The sequence below is a fragment of the Mycolicibacter terrae genome (genome assembly GCF_010727125.1).
GTDB classification, from domain to species: Bacteria; Actinomycetota; Actinomycetes; order Mycobacteriales; family Mycobacteriaceae; genus Mycobacterium; species Mycobacterium terrae.
The window spans coordinates 4,305,182-4,319,578 of sequence record NZ_AP022564.1; the positions used below are offsets into that span (position 1 = coordinate 4,305,182).

Sequence of the window (14,397 nt, forward strand, 5' to 3'; positions counted from 1 at the left end):
CGACGCAGGCGACCCTCCTGCCGTGGTCACATCCACGGCCGCACTACGACCATAGGAGGTGATGAGGTTCCCATGCGTCCATACGAAATCATGGTCATCCTTGACCCCACTCTCGACGAGCGCACCGTCGCCCCGTCCCTGGAGACGTTCTTGAACGTCATCCGCAAGGACGGCGGAACGGTCGACAAGGTCGACATCTGGGGCAAGCGGCGCCTGGCCTACGAGATCGCCAAGCATGCCGAGGGCATCTACGCGGTCATCGACGTCAAGGCCGCCCCGGCGACCGTGTCCGAACTCGACCGTCAGCTCGGCCTGAACGAGGCGGTGCTGCGCACCAAGGTGATGCGGACCGACAAGTCGTAGCAGGCTGTCGCCGCCGTTGCGTAGGCTCATCCTGCGAATGCAGCATCAAGCGCCGACACCGATCCTAGGAGGGCCCCGTGGCTATTGGTGACACCACGATCACCGTCGTCGGAAACCTGACCGCGGACCCGGATCTGCGGTTCACCCCGTCGGGGGCGGCGGTCGCCAACTTCACGGTGGCGTCCACCCCGCGGGTCTATGACCGGCAGAGCGGTGAGTGGAAGGACGGCGACGCGCTGTTCCTGCGGTGCAACATCTGGCGCGAGGCCGCAGAGAACGTCGCCGAGAGCCTCACCCGCGGATCGCGGGTGATCGTCACCGGTCGGCTGCGGCAGCGGTCCTTCGAAACCCGCGAGGGCGAGAAGCGCACCGTCTACGAGGTGGAGGTCGACGAGATCGGCCCCTCGTTGCGGTACGCCACCGCCAAGATCAACAAGGTCAGCCGCGGCGGCGGCGGAGGCGGCTTCGGCGGGGGCGGCGGCGCGACAGCGTCCGGGCCCGCGGCGGCCCAGTCCGGCGGCGCTCCCGCGGAGGACCCGTGGGGCAGTGCTCCGGCGTCCGGCTCCTTCGGTGGCGCCGACGACGAACCGCCCTTTTAGACCAACGAACCACTGCACGAAAGAGATAGATAATGGCGAAATCCAACAAGCGGCGTCCGGCTCCCGAGAAGCCGATCAAGACGCGCAAGTGCGCGTTCTGCTCCAACAAGAAGCAGGTGATCGACTACAAGGACACCTCACTGCTGCGCACCTACATCAGTGAGCGGGGCAAGATCCGCGCCCGCCGCGTGACCGGCAACTGCGTCCAGCACCAGCGCGACATCGCGCTCGCGGTGAAGAACGCCCGCGAGGTCGCGTTGCTGCCCTTCACCTCGTCGGCGCGCTAGCCGCCCACTGAAATCCCAGAAAGTACGAAACGATGAAGCTGATTTTGACCGCTGAGGTGGACCACCTCGGGGCGGCCGGAGACACCGTTGAGGTCAAGGACGGATACGGCCGCAACTACCTGCTCCCGCGGGGGCTGGCGATCATCGCCTCGCGGGGGGCGCAGAAGCAGGCCGACGACATCCGCCGGGCCCGCGAGACCAAGCAGGTGCGCGACCTCGACCACGCCAAGGAGCTCAAGGCGGCCCTCGAGGCGCTGGGCACGGTCACGCTGCCGGTGAAGACCGCCGCGGACTCGGGCAAGCTGTTCGGTTCGGTGACCGCCGCCGACGTGGTTGCTGCGATCAAGAAGGCAGGCGGGCCCAACCTCGACCGGCGGATCATCCGGTTGCCTAAGGCGCACATCAAGGCCGTCGGCAGCCACCCGGTTTCGGTGCACCTGCACCCCGACGTGGACGTCGACGTCACGCTCGACGTCGCGGCGGCGAACTAAGCGTCTACCCGCACAGCCCCGGCGGCGCCCTGGTCGGCTCCGCCGGGGCTTTGCTGTGCCCGGGCCCGGTTAACTTCGGTTAACTCTGGCTAACTTTTGGCCCCGCGAGTGACTTGGGCGTATTCACGCGGATGTGGAAGACCGTCCACCTGCCGGCAACACAACACGCCCAAGATGGCAACCTGGGACGACACGCCGAAGAGATTGTCCTCCACAGCGAAAACGCCGTGGTGTGGTGCATTGACCTGCGGCGATGTTCCACCGTCGTAGAACAATCCACAGGTCTTCCCCACCATCCCAAACAACTGGGGGACCGGTGTGCACACTTGTTCCACACCTTTGTGAACAAGCCCGTTTGGTACGGCCGTCAGCAACGCCTAGCGTCAACCCGGCACGACGCGACGGGGGTGTCGGTGCTCACGGCTAGCATGCCGAGGGTATCAACGTCGAACAGGCGTTCGATCGTGCTGAGGAGGTGGGGCGTATGGCAGTGGTCGACGATCGCGGGCACTCCGAATTGGAGGAGCCGCCCCGCGAGGATGTCGGACGCCAGCCGCCCCAGGACCTTGCCGCCGAACAGTCGGTGCTCGGAGGCATGCTGCTGAGCAAGGACGCGATCGCCGACGTGTTGGAGCGGGTGCGCCCCGGTGACTTCTACCGCCCGGTGCACCAGAACATCTACGACGCGATCCTGGATCTCTACGGCCGCGGCGAGCCGGCCGACCCGGTGACGGTGGCCGCCGAACTCGACCGCCGCGGCCTGCTGCGCCGGGTGGGTGGTGCCCCGTATCTGCACACCCTGATCTCCACGGTGCCGACCGCGGCCAACGCCGGCTACTACGCCGGCATCGTCGCCGAGAAGGCGCTGCTGCGGCGGCTGGTGGAGGCCGGTACCCGGGTGGTGCAGTACGGCTATGCCGGCGCGGAGGGCGCCGACGTGGCCGAGATCGTCGACCGGGCCCAGGCCGAGATCTACGACGTCGCCGACCGCCGGCTCTCCGAGGACTTCGTCCCGCTCGAAGACCTGCTGCAGCCCACCATGGACGAGATCGACGCGATCGCCTCGCATGGCGGGGTGGCGCGCGGCGTGCCGACGGGCTTCACCGACCTCGACGAGGTGACCAACGGGCTGCACCCGGGGCAGATGGTCGTGATTGCGGCGAGGCCGGGTATGGGCAAGTCGACTCTGGCCTTGGATTTCATGCGGTCGTGCTCGATCAAACATCGGCTGCCCAGCGTCATCTTCTCGCTGGAAATGAGCAAGACCGAAATCGTCATGAGGCTCCTCTCGGCCGAGGCGAAGATCAAACTCGGCGACATGCGCTCGGGCCGGATGACCGACGACGACTGGACCCGGCTGGCCCGGCGGATGAGCGAAATCAGTGAAGCGCCACTGTATATCGACGATTCACCGAACCTGACCATGATGGAGATCCGCGCCAAGGCGCGCCGGCTCAAGCAGAAGGCCGACCTGCGACTGGTGGTGGTCGACTACTTGCAGCTGATGACCTCCGGCAAGAAGGTCGAGTCGCGCCAGCAAGAGGTGTCGGAATTCTCAAGGCAACTAAAGCTTTTGGCGAAGGAGCTGGAGTTGCCGGTAGTCGCACTCAGCCAGCTCAACCGCGGTCCCGAGCAGCGCACCGACAAGAAGCCGATGCTGGCCGACCTACGTGAGTCGGGTGCGATCGAACAGGATAGCGATATGGTGATCCTGCTGCACCGGCCCGATGCGTTTGAACGTGACGACCCGCGCGGCGGCGAGGCGGATCTCATTCTGGCCAAACACCGTAACGGCCCGACGAAGACCGTCACCGTGGCACACCAGTTGCACTTGTCGCGGTTTACGAACATGGCGCACTAGGGACCACAGTCCTCATGCGGGTGAGGGTATGCGGAGGTCGATAACCACCCACTGGAATTACTTGCTGCGCAAAAGGTCTGGGTCGAGCAAGTCCTTTGCGAGCCGGACACAGACTTCCTGGAGGGCTTAAGTCCGCCGGGCCAAAGCCCCGACCGCGTCGATCTTGCGAAAACCTACGGCGTCCCTTGCGCACCCGCGGAGACGCCAGGAATAGCGCACAGGTCGCCCACACGACGCCGATGACGCAGATTCGGCCAGCGCCAGGCGCCGCCCGCGAGGGCCGCTTGTCGTAACCGGATCCGGCGCGCCAACGCCGGACAACGCGAGAACGGTATCGAGTGTGGGCGGCAGCCACGTGACGAAACAACGCCGTGCGGTCACACGTGACTGAGTGCACCTCGGCGCGCCTGGCATGGCTTTCAGGAAAATCACCCGGGCGAGTTGCGTTTGGGGGTGATGACGATTCACCCGGTGCCGCGGCAGCCTGGGCGGGCAGCAGATTTTGGCCGGTCCGCGGTCGCTTCGGTGGAAGGTGTCCTGATGAGTGAGGCGTACGTCCTCGGCGGAGTGCGCACTCCGTTTGCCCGGTACGGCGGCGCGTTGTCGGCGATCCGTCCCGACGACCTGTTGGGAATGACGCTCAAGGGTGCATGTGTACGGGTGGGCGTTCCACCGGATGCGGTCGAAGATGTCCTCGCCGGGTGCGTGAACACGGCCCACGAGGGTATGGGTGACATCGCACGATGGGCCGTGCTTGCCGCGGGATTCCCGGACACCGTCGCGGGCGCGACCGTGAATCGGTTCTGCGGCTCCTCGTTGAGTGCTGCGGTGAGTATCGCCCACGCCGTCAAGGCGGGCGATCTGGGCCTGGGCATCGCGTGTGGGGTCGAATCGATGTCGCGGTCGGGTTGGGCGCTGATGAAAGGCGACGCGGCTTTCAGCCCACGGGGTCCGGTGTTCATGCTCGACACCATGTGGAGTGGTGCCGGTGGCCCGCCGAATCCGGCGTTGCTGGCACGCAACGCCTACATCGGCATGATCGAGACCGCGCAGAACGTCGCGAATCGCTATTCGTTGTGCCGACCAGAGATTGACGAGTTTGCGCTGCGCTCACAGCGCAATGCCCGGGCCGCTCGGGACCGCGGGAGACTGGCCACCGAGATCATGCCGGTGCCCGTCGCGGCGACCAGGAAGACAGCGGCGCATGTGGTCGAGCATGATGAGTTCATTCGGGACGACACCACCGCTGAGGGGTTGGCGGCACTTCCCGCCCAACCGGGGACGACCCAGATGACGGCGGGGAACTCCACGCCCTTGAGTGACGGTGCGAGCGCGGTACTGATCGGCTCGAAGGAGCGTGCGGCCGAATTAGGCGTACGACCGTTGGCCAGGGTGGTCTCCAGCGCCGTGTACGGGATCGACCCACTCATCATGGGTATCGCCCCGGCGTGGGCGATGCCTGCGGCGATCCGCCGCGCCGGCTTGACCCCCGAACAGATCGATATCTGGGAGATCCACGAGGCGTTCAGTGCGCAAGCCCTGGGGGTGTTGCGCGAGTTACCCAATCAACTCGACGGCTTCTTCGTGCCCGACGACAAACTCACACCCAACGGTGGTGCGGTGGCGATCGGGCACCCGTTCGGTGCGACCGGGGCGCGGTATCTGTTGACGGTGTCCCTCGAGCTTCGGGAGCGCGGCGCGCGCTACGGCGTGATCGGAGTGTGCATCGGCTCCGGGCAGGCGGTGGCGGTAGTGCTGGAAAACCCTGAGGCGCGATAACCGTCAGGCCATCGACGCACTGGATCGGCCAATCGTGAGGCCACGAGGAAGGAATACGTGATTATGGGTGAATCGCCGGCGCCGATGGGCACTGTCGAACGCAGTGCCCGCGAGGGACTACAGATGATCATCACCGATAACGCCCGACTCGCTCACTTCGAGGCGGCCGTGGGCGGTCAGGTGATCGGTCGGCAGCCTTACCGCCGCTACCGCGACCACATCGTGTTGATGGCCACCCAAGTCGATGCACAGTGGCGTGACCGGGGTGTCTCCTCGGCGATGATCGATGGTGTGCTCTCATTGGTCCGCGGTGCCGGGCACACGGTCATCCCGCGATGCAAGATCACAGCGGACTACATTGTGCATCATCCCGAATATCAGGACCTGGTCACCGACCAATATCGGGTATTGCTCCGCCCGTCGTCGCGGCCCGCGACGCCATCGGCTCCGGACAGCATCGAGCCTTAGGCAGTAAGCCATCGTCTTCACCGCTCGATGCTCGGACTGCATCGGCACACAAGCCGACGGCGGCTAGGCCGGATCCGTCGGGCACCAATCGAAGCCGGCAATCAACTGGGCGACGTCGCGATTACGGCATTCGGCCGGCCACACCGCCCAGGTGCGGCGCACCACGGGGTAGTCGGCTAGCCGACGCCACACCACCGTCTCGGGGAGAGGCTGGGACCACTCCTGCGACGCGAACGCAAACGCCTGGCCGGCACTGAGTGCGGTAAGGGTGACGGAGGGGATCACGAACTTTTCGCCGTCGGGGTGACTGCCGGTGTCGATGCCGTGGCTACGCAGTGTCGCGGCCAGTTCGTCGTACCAGGCGGGACTACCCGAGCGTGGCAAGCCGATCCATTGCAGCCCGGCCAGCGAGTTGAGGCGGATACCTTCGGGCCCAGAGAGTTTAGCGGCGAGGTCACCGGCCAGAATGATGCCGAGGTTCTCCCGGGCCACCAACATGGTGTCGAACTCGTTCCCGGCGGGGTGCTCGCGCATCAACGAAACGTCCAGATTCCCGCGGCGCAAGTGGTCCAGTTGTGCCGTCATCGGTAGGTGACGCGGCATCACGCGCATGCCCGGATGCTCGGTGGCGAATCGGGCGACAGCACGAAGTAGTCCCGTGGGCAGTTCATCGGGTATGCCCAACCGGATGACACCGGAGGAGTCGACCGCGGCGGCGGTCACCGTGCGCACCATCTGGTCGTGGCGCGTCAGGATGGCGCGCGCCTCTGCCAGCAGAGCCATTCCGGCTGCGGTGGTACGGACACCGGTGTTACTGCGCAACAGCAATTGCACACCGAGTTGGCGCTCCAGAGCGTTGACCGTCTGTGACACAGCCGGCTGGCTGAGGTAGAGCCGGCGCCCGGCGGCTGAAACCGTGCCCTCTTCGACCACGGCGATGAAGGCTTCCAGCCTGGCAAGTGTGAGAACCGCGTGGCTGCGCCCTACGGAACCAGTCCGATCCACGATCTCAACCGCCTGCAGGGCGAATGCTGGGTTACCCGCCGTGCGTTCGGGTTTGCCGGCCCCGATCACTGATTGCGAGGGACTCCTGCGGGCGGTGCGCGGTGGTACGCCGGCGCTCAACCCTGTTGGTACGGCGGCGAGGCCGGCCCGGCTACGCGCGTGGGCGCCGTGTGAGTCGGCCTTCGGTACGCCTTGCTCAGTCACCTTAGCCCTCCGCACTGATCACGAGGCACGATGTGCGGAGCCGTTGAGGACCGGCGTCGTCGTATGGACCATAACCCCACCCTCGGTGACGGTCGGGTGGGTTGTCGTCATCCGCTCCGGTAGTTCACCCGGGTGATTTGCGTCGATGCATCCGCAGCGCAACCCGCATCAAAGGGCATCTGGCCGTGAGACGACGGCACGATCGAGATCGCTCCTTTCGACTCGAAGACGGCCAGGTGAACGTCGTCGATGCCGCAGTGTCCGTGCTGGCGCAGTACCGCTTGTAGGTCGGTTGTGCTGAGGCCGCAGCGTCGCAGGTTGCGCCGTTCGATGCGGCCATCTCGGATCAGCACCTGCACCGGTGGATCGATGAACTTCTGGAGCCCGGGAATCAACCGTATCCTGGCCACAGCAGCGTGGGTCAACAGCAAGCTCATCAGCGCGGCCGTTGCGGCGAGCCATGAGGTGTCGGTGGCGGTCGCAGAGCGACCCACGATCGCGCCCGCGGCCACGGCAGCGATCCAGTCGAACGGTGCGAACTCGGCCAAGGTGCGCCGCTCGGTGAACCGGAACAGCACGGTCGCCGTCAGGAACAGCGCCGACGCCTTCACAATCGCATCGACCATGGCATGGCCATCGCCGATAAGGGCATCAGAAATGTAGTGGGTCATATGATTTCAGCGACGCAGTGGTCACGGCCGAGAATGAAGCGCTCCACGGCGTTCGCAAAGCCGTCATCTTCGTTTGTCGTGGTGACACAACGCGCCGCACGTTTGACCTCGTCGCTCGCGTTGCCCATCGCGATGCTGAGTCCTGACTGCTCGAACATGCGGACGTCGTTCGGCATGTCGCCGATCGTGGCGATCTGTTCGGGAGCGATGTCGTAGGTGGCGGACAGGTAACTGACAACAGCGCCCTTATTGGCACGCGGATTGGTGACGTCGAGGTAGTAGGGCTGGGATCTGGCAGCCGACACGTGATCGCCGAAACGCTTGCGCACCCGGGCCGCCGCCTTCTGCACTGCGTCGTAGTCGTCGCTGACCCCAACCACTTTGGACACCCCCTGTGTGATCGACTCAATTTTGTCCACGAGCGTCGGTTCAAAACCGACCGTCGAGGCCTCGTGGGCGACGTGAGCGCCCTGTATATCCGGCACCAACCAGTCCATGTCGCGATAGGCCCACACGCCCATGCCCTGGACGTTCAGTAGCTCGATCACGGCCGCTGTCACATCGTCCGGGATGAGACGTTGTTCGATCACCGACATGTCGGGGCGGACGAACAGTGCACCGTTGAACGCGGCGACCGGCGTTGTGAGATCGAGTGTTTCGATGAGCGTCGACATCCCACGCGGCGGGCGGCCGCTGGTTATGGCGAAGAGTATCCCGGCATCGCGCAGCGCGGCGACGGTGGCGACGGAGCGCTCGGTGAGAACCTTGTCACCGGTCACCAGGGTGCCGTCGACATCGGCGAGCAGCAATCGGATCGGATGGGAAGAAGGAGTCATGTCACCTTTCAGCGCAGCAGCAGGCCCGCAACGCTTCGGTGAAAGCCTGTCGCCGGCCCGGGTGAAATCGCATCACCTTCGGAGCTGATTCACCCGGGTGAAAGGTGCGTCTGACTCAGGCCCGCAAGGCAACACGTCAACCAGTGGAGTTGACGTCGCCCTATTCGAACCGGTTATGGCACCGAGAAAAACGGTGAATGGGCGACGGCAGTGCGTCGCCAGTGCTGACGCGTTGAAGAGTTCGGTGCGGGCGCGCATCTCACGGCTCGAACACGCGACGGTGGCAAATCTGGCTCAGGAGGGAAGATCGTGCCGTTCGTTATGGCTCAACCGGAAGTGCGGCCAATCCCCGCCGGTAACGGCATCGCTGCCGGCTACGGAGACATGTAGCAGTGGATTTCGCCATGGTGGCGCCGGAAATCACTTCGGCATTGATGTACTCCGGCCCCGGGTCGGAGCCGATGCTCGCCGCCGCGGTGGCCTGGGACGCGCTGGCTGACGAGTTGCATTCCGCGGCCGGCTCCTATCGGTCTGTGGTGTCGGGGTTGACCGACGGGCCGTGGCTGGGCGCGTCGTCGGCGTCGATGGCGGCTGCGGCTGCCCCGTATGTCGCGTGGCTGAGTGTCGCTGCCGCCCAGGCCGAGCAGACAGCAACCCGGGCCAGAATGGCCGCGGCGGCCTATGAGGCGGCGTTCGCGGCGACGGTGCCACCACCGCTGATCGCGGCCAACCGCAGTTTGTTGACGACGCTGGTGGCAACGAACCTGTTCGGGCAGAACGCACCCGCGATTGCCGCTACCGAGAGCCAGTACGTCCAGATGTGGGCGCAGGATGCCGCTGTCATGTACGGCTACGCGGGGGCGTCGGCGGCCGCCGCAACGCTGACACCGTTTTCCCCACCACCTGCGGGCGCCAATCCGGGTGGGCTGGCCGCCCAAGCCGCCGCAACGGCCGAGGCCACTACCACCTCGGCAGCGGCAAACGCCGAGCCGGCGCTTTCGCAGCTGATCTCCGCAATGCCCACGGCGCTGAAGATGTTGTCAACACCACTGGAATCAGTACCGTCGGCCGTCCCGGCCGCGGGCGGAGTTCCCGGACTCCTGGATGTGTTGGGCGTCCTGGGGGTTACCCCGTTGGGCACGCCGTTGAGCGGTGTGGGCACGGGTATCACATCTGCGGCTTGGGCGTCCGCCTCGCTGGCCAGCACCACCGGTCAGGACACGCGCCTTCGCATCGTCGACGTAGGGGATCAGATTCTGAGCCGAATCGACGACTTCGAAACGAGGGCGATGGGCCCCGCAGGCGTCAGTTCGGGTGGCGGACGGACGGTGTCGGCGGGGCTGGGCCAGGCGCCCTCGTTGGGCGGGCTGTCGGTGCCGCAGACCTGGGCCACAACGGCCCCGGCGGTCAAGACGGTGGCCGCAGCCTTGTCAGCGACGGGCCTCGGCGCCGGCTCGGCCGGTTTGGCAGCCGGTCCGGGAAGCCTGTTGAGCGAGATAGCACTGGCGAGTGTGGCCGGGCGAGCCGTGGGCGCTGCCGCCAGATCCACTGGTCCCAGTCCCGGTGCTGAAAGCTCCGTGGCCACGCCGGGAAGCCCGCTGACCGAGATGGCACTGCTGAGCCTGATCGAACGTGCCTTGGGCGGCACCACATCCAGCGGCCGCCCGGCCGTAATGGGCCGTCCGCCAGCCGCTGGATAGCGGAGCGCAGTGCCTATTCGCTGTCGGATCGGACGATGGCGACGACCTCGATCTCAATATGCTGTTCGGGTAGCGCAAGTGCCTCGACACCCACCGCGGTCCACAACGGAGCGATGTCACCGAGCCGCTTGCGGAATTGGGCGACCATCTCCGACATATGGTCATCACCAATGGAATCCACCGCGGTGGGGACGTGGTAAGAGTGGACGTTGACAACGTCGCGCCAGCTGGCGCCCGCCTCGGCCAGGGTGTTTTCGACGTTGTCACACGCCTTGGCGATCTCGTCCTTCAGAGATGTCGTCGTCAAGGTGAAATCAGCGTCCCAGCCGCCCTGGCCGGAGATCTCCACTCGATCACCGATGCGTAGTGCTTGGCTGTAGCGGTTGCGGGTACGGGCGATCTGCCCGTACCCGGGGGTGTCGAAGAATTCGAGCTTGGACATGCGGGTAGGCCTCTCGTCGTTGTCTGTCGGAGCGAAGATCACTGAGATCTGGCGGTATGAGAACCACGTTCGCCGGCGGCGTCCACGATCCGACCGGAGCCGACAGTGCTTTCAAGCCTACGAGCGATGGCGCGATAAAACCTCACGTCTTTGGCCAGTGGAATGTGCCGCCATTGCCGCGACAAATACTGGTCCTCGACGCGCACGCACGTCTTGCGTTCTGTTGCAGCCGATCACCCGGGTAACTCACCGGGGGACCGGAACTAGCAAGGGAAACGGCTATGAAATCGGTGCTCCACAGCGGCGACCGGGTGCGCTAACGTCGTAATCACTATCCGATATGCCGAGGTTGGGTTGCCCCGCATGACTGTGACTGGTGAGCGTTGATGGGCACTATGTCGCCGGCAATCTGCAGATCGCGCTGACCTGCACCCATCATGACCGTTCGGCATCGGGCGAAGGTTTCACCGGCTAACGACGCGGTTTCGCACGGGGAAATGTGCGCAGCGAGCTACCTGCAGTGGGGCCGCGTTCTCGTCCGCGCGCCTTCGGATGGTTCTCCCTCAGTACGAACCGGTCAGCGCGAACACCAGCGAGTCATACAGAGCCTGGAACAGTCCACTGCTCAGGATCCCCCCATTCGCAATGGCATTGACCGCCGCACCGATGTTGTCGATGTCATCGGAGATGTCGACGTATGTCAGGTAACCGTCGACCGATGTGGTCGCGTCCGCGATCTGCTCGGGCGTCAGCCCCAAGTACTCGCCGTGCCGTATGAGGCCGGGCACGAGCTCGCCCAGCAGGCCCCAGGTGTCGAAGTTCCCTTGCCAGTCCGAGGCGAAGTCATTGTCGATCGAGTAGATGGTCGCCGGGTACAGATCATTCGGGGTCATCAGGCCAAGGACGTCTTCCAGATCAAAAAACTTGATGATCATGTTCGTGATATCCGGACCGAACACCGCATCCAGGCTGGCTAGCACGTTGGGCCAAATTCCGTCCGCCACGGCGGGGTTGCCGATGAACACGAAGTGCAGCAGCTCGCTGGGGACACCGGCTTCGGCGAGCCGGGTCATCGCGACTGAGCCGACCGCAGCGCCCTGCGAGTACCCGAACACCGTCAATGGGTGCTCGGCGCTGTACGCGTCTGGGTTCGCGGCGAGCGCATTCTCCACGGCCAGAACCAGATTCGACGCGCCGGTAAGAGTGCTGTGGCCCTGTTGCAGCAATTGTGGGGTGGTCAGCACCTGCAATGCCGCGCTACACGGGTCGGTGCCGTCCATGTAACAGACCGTGGAGCCGGTCGCGCCGTCGTTGAAACCCAGTGCATTGAGATACAGCGTCTCGGCGGCCCGCGCGAAATCGACAGATGGGGTGGGCTCCACGGTTCCCCCGATGATGATCGCCGCCTGGCTGCCCGAGAGCGGACCGTCTGCAGACAACAGGGCCACCTGGACGTCAGCGGCTTGGGCGATCGGCGCGGCAGTGGCGCCAACGAGGATGCCAACGGCAGTGACGTGGGCAAACATCCCCTGTCCTTTCACTAAAAATCAGCTGAGGACGATCATGGCAGGGGTGGCCGCGGAAGTCGATGGCGCCGGGCCAGAAGGTGGCAGCTGCATCACCTCGTTAACCTCGATGTTGTGCCGGACTCAACGAACCGCCCACCCGGTCGACGAAAGCTGCACCGAGATCGCGCCCGCCCGGACGGCCACGATCCTGCCAACCCGGTCGTTCTCGATGTGGAGGGCTCCGGTGTCCAACCGCCGGTCGCCCCGCGGGTGCGCCAGGCCTTCTGGTTACTGGAGCGAGTCGCACCGGCAATCGGGTCGCGGTGGGCGACGGAGTTGTGGTGCACCCCACCGGTCATGGAGTCGAGCCTGCGGATGCCGCCCGGTGTTCCGCCCGGTCAGCCGCTGGAAGCGCACTGGAACGGGCACCGGGTCGTGGGCGAGGCCTGGGGTGAGGGACCGCTGGTCTATCTGGTGCACGGCTGGGGCGGGCGCCGCCCGCACCTCGGCATGTTCATCAAACCTCTCGTCGAATCCGGACATCGCGTGATTGCGTTCGACCTGCCCAGCCACAACGAGTCCGATCCGGGCGCGCTCGCACCCGGCCGCACCACCGCCATCGAGTGCGCCGAAGCGGTCGCCGCCATGATCCGGACACACGGACCGGCCCGCGCGGTTGTCGCCCACTCCCTCGGGGCCAACGCGACCGCCTTCGCGGCGTCGTGGGGCGCGACGGTCGGACGTTTGGTGTTCCTCGCGCCGATGGGCGAGTTCCCGATCTACCTTGATCTGTTCGCCGCGCGCCACAACTTCGGGCGACGGATCCGCGCCGGCCTGCATCGACGCCTGGAACGCCGAATCGGCATGTCGCTGGAGGACACCAACATGGTTCGGATCGCCCAGAAGACCGGTTACCCGCCGCTGCTGCTCATCCACGACCCCGACGACCCCGAGACACCCTATGAGACCAGTGAACGCGTCGTCGCGTCCTGGCCGGGCGCCGACTTGATGACGACGCAGGGACTCGGCCGGCTGGCGCATTTCCGAATCTTGCGGCACCGCCCTGCGATTCGCGCGGGCGTCGAATTCATCGGACCCGCACAGGTTTAAAGAGCCCGCAGCAGCGGCGGAGCAACGAAGACCTAGATGCTGGCCCGCCGCAGCCGCTGCAACCGCCGCATCCCGGCGGCGGCCACCTTCTCCCGGGCCGGGCGCAGCACTTCCTCGAGCCGCGCGCGAACGTCCTCGGTGTCGAGGTGCGTGCCGATCGCGACGAGATGGCTGTCCCCTGAGCTCGCAGGCGCGGTCGCCACGTGCACCGACGTGCCGACGACGTTGACCAGGTAGTGACGCTTGCCGATCGCGACGGTGCCTTTGATCCGGTAGACGCCTTGCGGCGGCTGCTCCAGCAGGTCGATGAGCGGTCCGGGGTCAACGGCGCCGTCACCCCCGACGGTGACCGCCGTGGCGTGCACATGGTCGTGGTGCTCATCGTGACCGCCAACAGCCTCGTCGAGAAGCAGCTCCCGAAACGACATCTGCCCGGACTCCCCGCCGTCGCTGACGTCGTAGAGCAATCGGGGGTCCACGCGTCCAGCCACCGCGCCTACCACGTAGGCGTCGGGGTTCAGTTCGCGCACACGGGCTTCCACCCGGGCAAGGGCCTCTGAGCGGGCGTGCCCGGCGATCCGATCCAACTTGTTGACCACGACCAGAGAGGCCGCGCCGTAGCGCAGCGGGGGAGCGTTCCCGGTGTCGACGGTGTCGAAGTGTTCCGCCGCGTCGATGACGTCGACAACACCACCGTGGCGTATCCGCTCCACTCCGCTGAACCGAATCATGCGGGATATCGCGCTGGGTTCGGCCACCCCACTGGCCTCGATGATGATCGCGTCGAGCGCCAGCTTCGGGTCGGCCAGCTTCTCCAGCGCATCATCGAGCCCGCCCTCGTCGGGCAGACAGCAGATACATCCTCCGGCGATGGACACCGGCTCATCGACCTGGCCCGTGACCAGGCCGGCGTCGACGTTGAGTTCGCCGAAGTCGTTGATAACGACCCCGATTCGTGCACCCGGTGCGCGCAGCACATGGTTGAGCAGTGTGGTCTTGCCCGCCCCGAGATACCCCGTCAGCGCGATGACGGGGATGGCGGGCGTGTTGCGGTCGGCCACCCGGCCATTATC

15 protein-coding genes are annotated in these 14,397 nt (G+C 65.7%); 9 read left to right on the forward strand and 6 right to left on the reverse strand.

Annotation, left to right across the window (positions count from 1 at the left end):
• Window positions 1-72 precede the first annotated feature (72 nt).
• From rpsF to G6N23_RS20400, 7 genes are all read left to right on the forward strand, one after another.
• On the forward strand, window positions 73-363 hold the full coding sequence (rpsF, locus tag G6N23_RS20370) for a 30S ribosomal protein S6 (RefSeq protein ID WP_085260160.1): 291 nt from the start codon (window positions 73-75) through the stop codon (window positions 361-363).
• A gap of 77 nt (window positions 364-440) precedes the next feature.
• Entirely contained in the window at window positions 441-962 is a 522-nt protein-coding gene (locus tag G6N23_RS20375; protein WP_173675054.1) for a single-stranded DNA-binding protein, read from the forward strand.
• A 32-nt stretch (window positions 963-994) separates the two neighbouring features.
• A complete protein-coding gene (gene rpsR, locus G6N23_RS20380; RefSeq protein ID WP_019736050.1) occupies window positions 995-1,249 on the forward strand; it encodes a 30S ribosomal protein S18 in 255 nt (84 codons plus the stop codon).
• Between the two features lie 32 nt (window positions 1,250-1,281).
• Window positions 1,282-1,740 (forward strand): 50S ribosomal protein L9, encoded by a 459-nt coding sequence (gene rplI / locus G6N23_RS20385; protein WP_085260159.1) that lies wholly within the window; start codon window positions 1,282-1,284, stop codon window positions 1,738-1,740.
• Window positions 1,741-2,224: 484 nt separating this feature from the next.
• Window positions 2,225-3,601 carry a replicative DNA helicase gene (gene dnaB / locus G6N23_RS20390; RefSeq protein WP_085260158.1) on the forward strand — a complete coding sequence of 459 codons (1,377 nt, stop codon included), beginning with the start codon at window positions 2,225-2,227 and terminating at the stop codon, window positions 3,599-3,601.
• Between the two features lie 540 nt (window positions 3,602-4,141).
• Window positions 4,142-5,380: a thiolase family protein gene (locus G6N23_RS20395; protein ID WP_085260157.1), complete on the forward strand. Its 1,239-nt coding sequence runs from the start codon at window positions 4,142-4,144 to the stop codon at window positions 5,378-5,380.
• Window positions 5,381-5,443: 63 nt separating this feature from the next.
• Window positions 5,444-5,848 (forward strand): GNAT family N-acetyltransferase, encoded by a 405-nt coding sequence (locus tag G6N23_RS20400; protein ID WP_085260156.1) that lies wholly within the window; start codon window positions 5,444-5,446, stop codon window positions 5,846-5,848.
• Between the two features lie 63 nt (window positions 5,849-5,911).
• Here G6N23_RS20400 and G6N23_RS20405 read toward each other — a convergent pair whose 3' ends face one another.
• The 3 genes from G6N23_RS20405 to G6N23_RS20415 all read right to left on the reverse strand — a co-directional run bounded on the left by G6N23_RS20405 (window position 5,912) and on the right by G6N23_RS20415 (window position 8,564).
• The gene (locus G6N23_RS20405; RefSeq protein ID WP_085260199.1) at window positions 5,912-6,853 is read right to left on the reverse strand and encodes a LysR family transcriptional regulator; all 942 of its coding nucleotides are present in this window, start codon (window positions 6,851-6,853) and stop codon (window positions 5,912-5,914) included.
• A gap of 311 nt (window positions 6,854-7,164) precedes the next feature.
• A complete protein-coding gene (locus G6N23_RS20410; protein ID WP_085260155.1) occupies window positions 7,165-7,728 on the reverse strand; it encodes a DUF421 domain-containing protein in 564 nt (187 codons plus the stop codon).
• Complete coding sequence (locus G6N23_RS20415; RefSeq protein WP_085260154.1) at window positions 7,725-8,564, reverse strand: Cof-type HAD-IIB family hydrolase; 840 nt, start codon at window positions 8,562-8,564, stop codon at window positions 7,725-7,727. The genes G6N23_RS20410 and G6N23_RS20415 overlap by 4 nt, the downstream gene beginning before the upstream one ends.
• Before the next feature lie 392 nt (window positions 8,565-8,956).
• Here G6N23_RS20415 and G6N23_RS22650 point away from each other — a divergent pair, with 392 nt between their 5' ends.
• Window positions 8,957-10,264 (forward strand): PPE family protein, encoded by a 1,308-nt coding sequence (locus G6N23_RS22650; RefSeq protein ID WP_095174091.1) that lies wholly within the window; start codon window positions 8,957-8,959, stop codon window positions 10,262-10,264.
• Between the two features lie 13 nt (window positions 10,265-10,277).
• Here the strand turns inward: G6N23_RS22650 and G6N23_RS20425 are convergent, their stop codons facing one another.
• Together G6N23_RS20425 and G6N23_RS20430 are read right to left on the reverse strand one after the other, a co-directional pair.
• Window positions 10,278-10,706: a Rid family hydrolase gene (locus G6N23_RS20425; RefSeq protein ID WP_085260153.1), complete on the reverse strand. Its 429-nt coding sequence runs from the start codon at window positions 10,704-10,706 to the stop codon at window positions 10,278-10,280.
• 563 nt (window positions 10,707-11,269) lie between these two features.
• Window positions 11,270-12,232: a PE-PPE domain-containing protein gene (locus G6N23_RS20430; protein WP_085260152.1), complete on the reverse strand. Its 963-nt coding sequence runs from the start codon at window positions 12,230-12,232 to the stop codon at window positions 11,270-11,272.
• A 153-nt stretch (window positions 12,233-12,385) separates the two neighbouring features.
• On the opposite strand from G6N23_RS20430, the gene G6N23_RS20435 reads away from it, so the two are divergent.
• Window positions 12,386-13,324 carry an alpha/beta fold hydrolase gene (locus G6N23_RS20435; RefSeq protein ID WP_085260197.1) on the forward strand — a complete coding sequence of 313 codons (939 nt, stop codon included), beginning with the start codon at window positions 12,386-12,388 and terminating at the stop codon, window positions 13,322-13,324.
• Window positions 13,325-13,356: 32 nt separating this feature from the next.
• Here G6N23_RS20435 and G6N23_RS20440 read toward each other — a convergent pair whose 3' ends face one another.
• Complete coding sequence (locus tag G6N23_RS20440; protein WP_085260151.1) at window positions 13,357-14,385, reverse strand: CobW family GTP-binding protein; 1,029 nt, start codon at window positions 14,383-14,385, stop codon at window positions 13,357-13,359.
• Window positions 14,386-14,397: the final 12 nt, after the last annotated feature.

Bases quoted from the DNA above. Each gene is read 5' to 3' on its own strand.
- rpsF (WP_085260160.1), top strand. From the start codon at position 73: ATGCGTCCATACGAAATCATGGTCATCCTTGACCCCACTCTCGACGAG.
- dnaB (WP_085260158.1), top strand. From the start codon at position 2,225: ATGGCAGTGGTCGACGATCGCGGGCACTCCGAATTGGAGGAGCCGCCC.
- G6N23_RS20425 (WP_085260153.1), bottom strand. From the start codon at position 10,706: ATGTCCAAGCTCGAATTCTTCGACACCCCCGGGTACGGGCAGATCGCC.
- G6N23_RS20410 (WP_085260155.1), bottom strand. From the start codon at position 7,728: ATGACCCACTACATTTCTGATGCCCTTATCGGCGATGGCCATGCCATG.
- rpsR (WP_019736050.1), top strand. From the start codon at position 995: ATGGCGAAATCCAACAAGCGGCGTCCGGCTCCCGAGAAGCCGATCAAG.
- G6N23_RS20395 (WP_085260157.1), top strand. From the start codon at position 4,142: ATGAGTGAGGCGTACGTCCTCGGCGGAGTGCGCACTCCGTTTGCCCGG.
- G6N23_RS20400 (WP_085260156.1), top strand. From the start codon at position 5,444: ATGGGTGAATCGCCGGCGCCGATGGGCACTGTCGAACGCAGTGCCCGC.
- G6N23_RS20430 (WP_085260152.1), bottom strand. From the start codon at position 12,232: ATGTTTGCCCACGTCACTGCCGTTGGCATCCTCGTTGGCGCCACTGCC.
- rplI (WP_085260159.1), top strand. From the start codon at position 1,282: ATGAAGCTGATTTTGACCGCTGAGGTGGACCACCTCGGGGCGGCCGGA.
- G6N23_RS20415 (WP_085260154.1), bottom strand. From the start codon at position 8,564: ATGACTCCTTCTTCCCATCCGATCCGATTGCTGCTCGCCGATGTCGAC.